The organism is Pseudonocardia pini (assembly GCF_013870575.1).
Lineage (GTDB): Bacteria > Actinomycetota > Actinomycetes > Mycobacteriales > Pseudonocardiaceae > Pseudonocardia > Pseudonocardia pini.
Window position 1 is genome coordinate 1 of record NZ_JACBXB010000190.1, and the last position, 8,255, is coordinate 8,255.

The following is an 8,255-nucleotide window of genomic DNA, read 5'->3' on the forward strand; positions in this document are numbered from 1 at the left end:
CAGGTTGCGCAGCACGGGGCCGGTGATGCGCCGGAAGGAGCGCCCCGGGCGGCCGCGGTCGAGCACCGCGACCTCCAGTGCGCTCTCCCCCAGCACCCGCGTCTCCGTGGAGGAGCCGTTCCCGGGCGTGGCCCCCGGGACCTGCAGGCCGTCCAGGGCCGTGGCCAGGGCGCCCGCCAGGTCGTGCCCGACGTCGACGATGTCCTTGAGCTTCGTCGAGATCGGCTCGGTCTGGCCGCCCATGACCACGTACTGCGGCTCGTCGGTGATCGAGCCGTCGTAGGTGATCCGGTAGAGCTGGTCCTGGTCCTGGGTCTCGCCGACCTCGGCCAGGCAGATCTCGGCCTCGTAGGGCTTCTGCTGCTCCACGAAGGCCGCGCCGATGAACTGCGCGTAGGTGTTCGCCAACCAGCGGCTCGTGACGTCCCGGCGGTCGTAGGAGAAGCCGCGGGAGTCGGCGAGCCGGATGCCCGCGGTGCGCAGGCCCTCGAACTCGTTGTACCGGCCGACGGCGGCGAAGCCGATCCGGTCGTAGATCTCGGAGACCTTGTTGAGCGCGCTGGAGTGGTTCTCGGCGACGAACAGCACGCCGCCCGCGAAGGACATGACCACCACGCTGCGGCCGCGGGAGATGCCCTTGCGGGCGAGCTCCGAGCGGTCGCGCAGCAGCTGGTCGACGGAGGAGTAGAAGGGCATCGTCATCGGGGGACGCTCCTGATCTTCATCGTGCCTGCCGGACGGTGAGCCGAGGCTCAGCCGCCCGGGTTCTCCGCCCGCTCCGCGACGAGCCGCTCGACGATCCCGGCGAGCTCGGACTCCGAGCGTCGGACCGCGCCCTCGGCGCCGGTGATGCTCACGACCACGGGCCAGATCTTCCGGACCAGGTCGGGCCCGCCGGTGGCGGTGTCGTCGTCCGCCGCGTCGTAGAGCGCCGCGACGGCGGTCCGCACGGTCGTCTCGAGGTCCGCCGACGTGCGGTGCAGCTTCTTGAGCGAGGACTTGGCGAACACCGAGCCGGAGCCGACCGCGTGGTAGCCCAGCCACTCGTCGTAGCGGCCGCCGGTGGGGTCGTAGGTGACGATCCGGCCGGCCTTGGCCGGGTCCGGCTCGTCGACGTCGTAGCCCGCGAACAGCGGGACGACGACGAAGCCCTGCATGGCCGCGCCGAGGTTGCCGCGGACCATTCCGGCGAGGCGGTTGGCCTTGCCGTCGAGGGACATCTGGACGCCCTCGATCTTCTCGTAGTGCTCCAGCTCCACCGAGTAGAGCCGGATCATCTCGATGGCGATGCCCGCGGAGCCCGCGATGCCCACCGCCGAGTGCGAGTCGGTGATGAAGATCTTCTCGATGTCGCGCTGCGCGATGACGTTGCCCGCGGTCGCCCGCCGGTCACCGGCGATGACCACGCCCTCGTTGAACTGCAGCGCCACGATCGTGGTGCCGTGGGGCACGCCCAGGGCCTCGGGGCTCGCGTGCGAGGCGCCGCTGCGGGGTGCGTCGAACGTCCGAGCAGCAGGGAGCAGATGCGGCTGGGTGGCCGCCACGTAGTTGCTGAACGACGTCTCGCCGAGCGCGGCGAACGCGGCCCGGTGGCCGAGCTGCTGCTGTTCGGGGCCGAACTGACGGGGCCCGGGGATGCCCTCGCGGAACTCCATGGTGGGGTGCGTGCCTCTCCTCATCGGTGTCGCTCACGGTCTCGGATACCGGTGACGGGCCGGACTCCGGCTGGAGTCCGGCCCGTCACTCGGGGGCAGGGTGGCTACTCGCCGCCCTTCTGCACGTACGCACGGACGAAGTCCTCGGCGTTCTCCTCGAGGACGTCGTCGATCTCGTCGAGGATCGTGTCCACGTCCTCGCCGAGCTTCTCCCGGCGCTCCTGGCCCGCCGCCGAGGAGTCCGCCCCCTCGTCGTCGTCGCCACCGCCGCCGCCCTGGCGCTTGGTCTGCTCCTGGGACATGACGTCTCCTCCTCGCGTCCGATCCCGGGGACCCGCCACCGTCGTGGCAGGTGGACGCCGGGGTCCGATGCCTCAACACTACTTGTCGGGACCCGCTCGCGCCCATGGTTCGCGGGTTGCGAACACGTGTCCGTGCGCGCGGGCTAACCCTGCGTGAGGGCCGTGACCAGCTCTTCGGCGGTACCGGACCGGTCGATCAGCTCGCCGACGTGCCTGCGCGTGCCGCGCAGCGGCTCCAGGGTGGGGATGCGCACCAGCGACTCGCGTCCCAGGTCGAAGATGACCGAGTCCCAGGAGGCCGCGGCCACCTCGGACGGGTAGCGCTCCAGGCAGCGGCCCCGGAAGTAGGCGCGGGTGTCGTCCGGCGGGTTCTGGATCGCGTTCTCGATCTGGTCCTCGGTGACCAGGCGCTTCATCGACCCGCGCGTGACCAGCCGGTTGTAGAGGCCCTTCGCCATCCGCACGTCGGTGTACTGCAGGTCGACCAGGCCCAGCCGCCCGGAGCCCCACTCGAGGTTGTCCCGCTCGCGGTAGCCGTTGAGCAGCCGCAGCTTGGCCGTCCAGTCGAGGCGGTCCGCCGTCCTCATGGGGTCCGTCGACAGGTCCTCGAGGATCTCGCCCCAGAGCTGAAGGATCTCGGCGGTGTCCGCGTCGACCTCCGCGCCCTGGGTGTTCTCGACGTGCTTGCTCGCCTTCTCGTGGTAGAGCCACTGCAGCTCGACGCCGGTGAGCTTGCGCCCGTCGGTGAGCTCCACCTTCTGCGCCAACGTGGGGTCGTGGCTGATCTGGTGCACCGCGCGCACGGGCTCGGCGAGGCGCAGCTCGTCGAACCGGACGCCGTTCTCGATCATGTCCAGGACCAGCGCGGCGGTGCCGACCTTGAGCAGCGTGGAGTACTCGCTCATGTTCGCGTCGCCGATGATGACGTGCAGGCGGCGGTACTTGTCCGCGTCGGCGTGCGGCTCGTCCCGGGTGTTGATGATCCCGCGCTTGAGCGTGGTCTCCAGGCCGACCTCGACCTCGATGTAGTCCGCGCGCTGGGAGAGCTGGTAGCCCTCCGCGTCCCCCTGCGCGCCGATCCCGACCCGCCCCGCGCCCGTCACGACCTGGCGGGACACGAAGAACGGGGTGAGCCCGCCGACGATCGAGGGGAACGTGGTCTGGCGGGCCATGAGGTAGTTCTCGTGCGAGCCGTAGCTCGCGCCCTTGCCGTCGACGTTGTTCTTGTAGAGCTGGATCCGCGGCGCGCCGGGGACGGTGGCGGCCCGCATCGCCGCCTCCTCCATCACCCGCTCCCCCGCCTTGTCCCAGATCACGACGTCTCGCGGCGACAGCACCTCCGGCGTGGAGAACTCCGGGTGGGCGTGGTCGACGTAGAGCCGGGCGCCGTTGGTGAGGATGACGTTCGCGGCGCCGAGGTCGTCGAGCTCCGAGTCGTTGCTGTGGCTCGAGACCGACGGGGCCGACAGGTCGAAGCCCCGCGCGTCCCGCAGCGGGGACTCCACCTCGTAGTCCCAGCGGGCGCGGCGGCTGCGCGGGATGTCCTGCGCGGCGGCGTACGCGAGCACGATCTGGGTCGACGTGATGACCGGGTTGGCCGTGGGGTCGCCCGGCACCGAGATGCCGTACTCGACCTCGGTGCCCATGATGCGGCGGGCGGTCATGAACAGCCCTGTCGGACCTGGCGGGAATGCATCCGCAGAGCCTAACCCGCCCGGCGGCACCTCCGCGGCCCCGCCGGGCGGATCCGGCCGGTCAGGCAGGGACCATGCCGTGCGGGTCGAGGACGAACTTCTGCGCCGCGCCGCGGTCGAAGTCCCGGTAGCCGCGCGGGGCGTCCTCCAGCGGGATGACGGTCGCGTTCACCGCGTCCGCGATGTGGGCCCGGTCGTGCAGGATCGACTGCATCAGCCCGCGGTTGTAGCGCAGCACGGGGCACTGCCCGGTCGTGAAGCTGTGGCTCTTCGCCCAGCCCAGGCCGAGCCGGACCTTGAGGGTGCCCTCCTTCGCGTCGGCGTCGGCGGCCCCGGGGTCGCCGGTCACGTAGAGCCCCGGGATGCCGAGCCTGCCCGCCGCCCTGGTGATCGTCATGACGTCGTTGAGCACCTGGGCGGGACGCTCCTCACCACCGCCGTGCCCGGTCGCCTCGAAGCCGACGGCGTCGACCGCACAGTCGACCTCGCCGGTGTGCAGGATCTGGTCGATCTGATCCTCGAGCGTGGCGCTCTGCCCCACGTCGACGGTCTCGCAGCCGAAGGACCGGGCCTGCTCCAGGCGTTCCTTGTTGAGGTCGCCCACGATCACCACGGCCGCTCCGAGCAGCTGCGCGGAGTAGGCCGCCGCGAGCCCCACCGGCCCGGCGCCCGCCACGTAGACGGTCGATCCCGTGGTCACCCCGGCCGTGTAGGCGCCGTGGTAGCCGGTCGGGAAGATGTCCGAGAGCATCGTGAGGTCGCGGATCTTGGCCAGCGCCTGGTCCCGGTCCGGGAATTTGATCAGGTTGAAGTCGGCGAACGGCACCATGACGTAGTCCGCCTGGCCGCCCTCCCAGCCGCCCATGTCGACGTACCCGTACGCCGAGCCCGCCCGCGCGGGGTTCACGTTCAGGCAGACGCCCGTGTGCCCCTCCCGACAGTTCCGACAGCGCCCGCAGGCGATGTTGAAGGGAACCGTAACGATGTCCCCGACGTCGAGGAACTGCACGTCGGAGCCCTTCTCGACGATCTCCCCCGTGATCTCGTGGCCCAGCGTCTGGCCCGCGGGCGCTGTGGTGCGGCCGCGGACCATGTGCTGGTCCGACCCGCAGATGTTCGTGGAGACGCACTTGAGGATCACCCCGTGCGGCGCCTGCCGTTCCATCCCCATGGCCTGCGCCACGTCGGCGGGGACCTCCAGCTTCGGCATGTCGTGGTCCTCGACCTCCACGACACCGGGTTCCTTGTAGACGACGATCCGATTTCCACCCATCGCCCCTCCCTACGCTCTTGTGGCCAAGGTCACAACGGCAGGATGGAGCAGTGCCCGAGATCATCGCGCTGTTCGACGCCGCAGGCAGGGTCATCGGCTCCGCACCGCGGTCGGAGGTGTACGCACGGTCGCTGTGGCACGGCAGCGCGGGCGTGCTCCTGCACTCCGGCGACGGCACGCGCGTCTACGTCCACCGGCGGGCCGACGACAAACAGGTCATGGCCGGGCTGTGGGACTGCGTGGCGGGCGGGGTCGTCGACCCCGGCGAGACGCCCTACGAGACGGCCGTGCGCGAGCTGGGCGAGGAGCTCGGCGTGCACGGGGTGCCGCTGGAGCTGCTGCTCACCAGGGCCTGGGAGTCCGGCCCCGGGCCCGGCCTGGGCGGACCGGAGGGCCTGCGCTGCCACCTCTTCGGCTACACCGCGCAGTGGGACGGGCCGGTCCACCACCAGGCCTCGGAGGTCGCCGAGGGCCGATGGATGAGCCAGCCCGAGCTCGCGGCCCTCCTGCCGGGCCCGTTCGCGCCCGACAGCAGGATCCTCGCCGAGTACTACCTCGCCCACCGCTGAACGAACGGCACCCTCGCTCAGACCTAGTGAGCGAGGGTGCCGTTCGTTCAGGCGTGGAGCGGTGGGTCAGAAGTTGATCATGTGCCCTGCGAGGCCGTGGATGGCCTCCTGGAGTGCCTCCGACAGCGTCGGGTGGGCGTGGACGTTGCGGGCCAGCTCGGTGGCCGTGAGGTCCCACTTCTGCGCCAGGGTCAGCTCGGGCAGCAGCTCGGTGACCTCGGGGCCGATCAGGTGCCCGCCGAGCAGCTCGCCGTGGGTCTCGTCCGCGATCAGCTTGACGAAGCCGCCCGGCTCCGCGAGGCCCTGGGCCTTGCCGTTGGCCGTGAACGGGAACTGCGCGACCTTGACCTTCCAGCCCTTCTCGTCCGCGAGCTCGCGGGCCTGGGCCTCGGTGTAGCCGAAGCTCGCGACCTGCGGCTGGCAGAAGGTGGCCCGCGGCATCATCGCGTACTCGAGCGCGCCGAAGCCCATGGTCTCCGCGCCCGCGATGGTCTCCGCGGCGACGACGCCCTGGGCCTCGCCGACGTGCGCGAGCATCAGCTTGGCGGTGACGTCCCCGATCGCGAAGATGTGCGGCACCGACGTGCGCAGGACGTCGTCGACCTGGATGGCCTTGCGCTCGGTGAGCTCGACGCCGGTCTTCTCCAGCCCGAAGCCGTCCACCCGCGGCTGGAAGCCGATGGCCTGGACGACCTTGTCCGCCTTCAGGTCCCGGGTGCCCTTCGCGTCGGTCACCGTGACGGTCACCTGGTCGCCGGAGTCGTCGATCCGCTCGACCTTGGTGCCGGTCAGGACCTCGACGCCGAGCTTCTTGTAGCGCTTGCCGAGCTCCTTGGACACGTCCGCGTCCTCGAGCGGGAGGATCCGGTCGAGGAACTCGACGACGGTGACCTTCACGCCGTAGTTGCTCAGCACGTAGGCGAACTCGACGCCGATCGCGCCGGCGCCCGCGATGATCACGCTGCCCGGCAGGTCCCGGGTGGTGATCTGCTCCTCGTAGGTGACCACGCGCTCGGACAGGCTCGTGCCCGGCAGCAGCTTCGTGGTGGCGCCCGTGGCGATGATGCAGTTCTCGAACTCGACGGTCTCGGTGCCGCCGCCGTTGAGCTCGACCTCGATGGTGTGCGGGTCGGTGAACGTGCCCTTGCCGTCGAACTCCGTGATCTTGTTCTTCTTCATCAGGAAGTGGACGCCCTTGACCCGGCCGTCCGCGACCGTGCGGCTGCGGTCGAACGCCACGCCGTAGTCCGCGGTGATCTCACCGGTGAAGCCGAAGGTCTTCTGCTCCTTGGTGACGATGTGCGTCAGCTCGGCGTTGCGCAGCAGCGCCTTCGAAGGGATGCAGCCGACGTTGAGGCACACGCCGCCCCAGTACTTCTGCTCGATGATCGCCACGCTCTTGCCGAGCTGCGCAGCGCGGATCGCTGCTACGTAACCACCGGGACCGGCACCGAGAACGACGACGTCGAAGCGAGACATACCTCCAGCCTAGGACTCCGCTCCCGCCCACGTCGGAGGCGGTCTCGCGATGCGACCCGGGCCACACGATCAGCCCGCCTCGGGGCATGCTCCGTCGGCTCCGGCGTCGCTCTCGGCGGGCCACACGGGCCGGTTCGTCAGGTGCCCGACCAGCGACTCGCTGATGTCCTGCAGCGCGGCGGCCTGCTCGGGGCTCAGGGCGTCGAACAGGACGGACCGGACCGTCTCGACGTGGCCGGGGGCGGCCGCCCGCAGCGCGGCGAAGCCCTCGTCGGTGAGCCGCGCCCACGCGCCGCGACGGTCGGTCTCGCAGGCGGTCCGCTCGACCCAGCCCGCCTCCTCCAGACGCGCGACGGCGTGCGAGAGCCTGCTCCGCGAGGAGAGCGAGGTGTCCGCGAGCCTGCTCATGCGCAGGGTGCGGTCCGGCGCCTCGGACAGCCGGACGAGGATCTCGTAGTAGCCGTGCGGCATCTTGGCCTCGTTCTGCAGCTGCCGCTCGACACGCTCGAACAGCAGCCGCTGCGCGGTCAGGAAGGCCCGCCAGGTGCGCTGTTCGTCGTCGTCCAGCCAACGTGTGTGGTCCACGTCACCTCCTCTATCGTTGAACACTCAATCTCGATGGGTCTATGGTCGCTCTCAACACCTGAGAGTTCAACAAATACTACCGGAGGTCACTCCCCCATGACCGCAGCCACACAGATCCCTGGATACCTCGCGGGCACCTGGGAGATCGACGCCGTCCACTCGGACGTCTCGTTCTCCGTCCGCCACATGATGGTCTCCAAGGTCAAGGGCCGCTTCGGGGCCTTCTCCGGCACGGTCGTCACCGGTGAGCGGTTCGAGGACTCCACGGTCACCGCGACCATCGACGCCACCTCGATCGACACCAACAACGAGCAGCGCGACGGGCACATCAAGTCCGCCGACTTCTTCGAGGTCGAGAAGTACCCGGAGTGGACCTTCACGTCCACCGGCATCAACGCCGACGGCGTGGAGTTCGAGCTGCACGGCGACCTCACGCTCAAGGGCGTGACCAAGCCGGTCACGCTGAACCTCGAGATCGGCGGCTTCGGCCCCGACGCGTTCGGCGGCACCCGCTGCGGCTTCACCGCCACCACCACGATCAACCGCAGCGACTTCGGCGTCGACATCTCGATGCCGCTCGACGGCGGCGGCGTCGTGGTGAGCGAGAAGGTCCTGATCACCCTCGAGATCGAGGCCGTGCTCAAGACCGACTGAGCGTTTTTCGTCTCCGCCGGGCCCGTCCACGCGCTGCGTGGGCG

General features: G+C 70.1%; 9 protein-coding genes. 2 read left to right on the forward strand and 7 right to left on the reverse strand.

The window, feature by feature from the left end:
• The 5 genes from prcA to fdhA form a co-directional block, all read right to left on the reverse strand.
• The coding region (prcA, locus tag H5J29_RS13305; RefSeq protein ID WP_181781258.1) for a proteasome subunit alpha at positions 1-702 on the reverse strand (702 nt) is incomplete at its 3' end.
• Positions 703-752: 50 nt separating this feature from the next.
• A complete protein-coding gene (gene prcB, locus H5J29_RS13310) occupies positions 753-1,655 on the reverse strand; it encodes a proteasome subunit beta (protein WP_181781259.1) in 903 nt (300 codons plus the stop codon).
• A 104-nt stretch (positions 1,656-1,759) separates the two neighbouring features.
• The gene (locus H5J29_RS13315; protein WP_181781260.1) at positions 1,760-1,957 is read right to left on the reverse strand and encodes a ubiquitin-like protein Pup; all 198 of its coding nucleotides are present in this window, start codon (positions 1,955-1,957) and stop codon (positions 1,760-1,762) included.
• A 143-nt stretch (positions 1,958-2,100) separates the two neighbouring features.
• Entirely contained in the window at positions 2,101-3,621 is a 1,521-nt protein-coding gene (gene dop, locus H5J29_RS13320; RefSeq protein WP_181781261.1) for a depupylase/deamidase Dop, read from the reverse strand.
• A gap of 91 nt (positions 3,622-3,712) precedes the next feature.
• Positions 3,713-4,924 (reverse strand): formaldehyde dehydrogenase, glutathione-independent, encoded by a 1,212-nt coding sequence (gene fdhA, locus H5J29_RS13325; RefSeq protein ID WP_181781262.1) that lies wholly within the window; start codon positions 4,922-4,924, stop codon positions 3,713-3,715.
• A 50-nt stretch (positions 4,925-4,974) separates the two neighbouring features.
• Between fdhA and H5J29_RS13330 the strand changes: the two genes are divergently transcribed.
• Positions 4,975-5,493: an NUDIX domain-containing protein gene (locus H5J29_RS13330; protein ID WP_181781263.1), complete on the forward strand. Its 519-nt coding sequence runs from the start codon at positions 4,975-4,977 to the stop codon at positions 5,491-5,493.
• 66 nt (positions 5,494-5,559) lie between these two features.
• On the opposite strand, the gene lpdA is transcribed toward H5J29_RS13330, so the two are convergent.
• Together lpdA and H5J29_RS13340 are read right to left on the reverse strand one after the other, a co-directional pair.
• On the reverse strand, positions 5,560-6,972 hold the full coding sequence (lpdA, locus tag H5J29_RS13335) for a dihydrolipoyl dehydrogenase (RefSeq protein ID WP_181781264.1): 1,413 nt from the start codon (positions 6,970-6,972) through the stop codon (positions 5,560-5,562).
• 69 nt (positions 6,973-7,041) lie between these two features.
• On the reverse strand, positions 7,042-7,557 hold the full coding sequence (locus tag H5J29_RS13340; RefSeq protein WP_181781265.1) for a MarR family winged helix-turn-helix transcriptional regulator: 516 nt from the start codon (positions 7,555-7,557) through the stop codon (positions 7,042-7,044).
• A gap of 96 nt (positions 7,558-7,653) precedes the next feature.
• On the opposite strand from H5J29_RS13340, the gene H5J29_RS13345 reads away from it, so the two are divergent.
• Positions 7,654-8,211, forward strand: a complete 558-nt coding sequence (locus H5J29_RS13345) for a YceI family protein (protein ID WP_181781266.1) — start codon at positions 7,654-7,656, stop codon at positions 8,209-8,211.
• Positions 8,212-8,255 lie beyond the last annotated feature (44 nt).